Annotated in this window: 3 protein-coding genes; 2 read left to right on the forward strand and 1 reads right to left on the reverse strand. The window is 68.2% G+C overall.

The window, feature by feature from the left end; genetic code table 11:
* Window positions 1-364: helix-turn-helix transcriptional regulator (locus FKP22_RS31410; protein WP_141292069.1), on the forward strand; the 364-nt coding region annotated here is incomplete at its 5' end.
* A gap of 5 nt (window positions 365-369) precedes the next feature.
* Here FKP22_RS31410 and FKP22_RS31415 read toward each other — a convergent pair.
* On the reverse strand, window positions 370-642 hold the full coding sequence (locus FKP22_RS31415) for a DUF4242 domain-containing protein (protein ID WP_141292070.1): 273 nt from the start codon (window positions 640-642) through the stop codon (window positions 370-372).
* Window positions 643-718: 76 nt separating this feature from the next.
* Between FKP22_RS31415 and FKP22_RS31420 the strand changes: the two genes are divergently transcribed.
* The coding region (locus tag FKP22_RS31420; RefSeq protein WP_141292071.1) for a winged helix-turn-helix domain-containing protein at window positions 719-1,058 on the forward strand (340 nt) is incomplete at its 3' end.

A 1,058-nucleotide genomic window follows, 5' to 3' on the forward strand; every position in this document is an offset into this window, starting at 1 on the left:
GGCACTGGCCGAAACCCCCGGCAACAAGGTGGCCCGCGCGGCCGCCTGGCTGCGCGAGCACCACGCCGAAACGCTGAGCGTGGAAGCGCTGGCCGCCCGCGTGGGCATGAGCGTGTCTTCGCTGCACCACCAGTTCAAGGCGGTGACCAACCTGTCGCCGCTGCAGTACCAGAAACAGCTGCGGCTGCACGAGGCGCGCCGGCTGATGCTGCTGGAGCAGGTCACCGCCGCCAACGCCGGCCACCGCGTGGGCTACCAGAGCCCGTCGCAGTTCAGCCGCGAATACAGCCGTCTCTATGGCCGGTCGCCGCAGCGCGACGTGGATGCGCTGCGCGAAGACGTGCCCTCACCCGTGGAGGCGTGAGGGACTCACTCGGCCGTGGCCGGGTCGATCACCGTGCGCACTTCCGAAACCTTGTTGGCCGGGAAGCCGCCGAGTTCGGCGTGCTGGCGGACCGTGGCCGCGTCGGGCGCCTGGTAGATGCAGTAGACGCGGTCATCGGTCACGTAGCTGTGGATCCACTGGATGCCGGGGCCCATGCTGTTCAGCACGCCGCATGACTTTTGGGAGATGGCTTTGAGGTCCTGCGGTGTAAGCTGGCCGGCACCGGGGATGTCTCTTTCGATCACGAACTTGGGCATGTTGGCCTCCTGTTGAACAAGGCCTCCATGCTGCGGCGCCGGCCGCGCCCGGTCCTGAAGCGCCGATGAAATCGCGATGAATTCAAGGTCAGACCCCGAAGTTTCAGCCCCACCCACCTGCCTGCGCTTCGACGACTTCGAGCTGTGGCCGGCCGAGCGCCAGTTGCTGCGCCAGGGCGAGCCGGTGGCGCTCACGGCGCGCGCCTTTGGCGTGCTGGTGGCACTGGTCGAACGCGCCGGCCAGCTGGTCTCGAAGGACGAGCTGATGCAGCGCGTCTGGGCCGGCCTGATCGTCGAGGACAACAACATTGCCGTGCATGTGGCGCAGCTGCGCAAGGCGCTGGGGCCACGCGCCATCGCCACCATCGCTGGTTGCGGCTACCGCTTTGCGCTGCCGGTGCAGGCCGGCGCGCTGG

Source organism: Ideonella azotifigens (genome assembly GCF_006519715.1).
GTDB lineage: Bacteria > Pseudomonadota > Gammaproteobacteria > Burkholderiales > Burkholderiaceae_C > Ideonella > Ideonella azotifigens.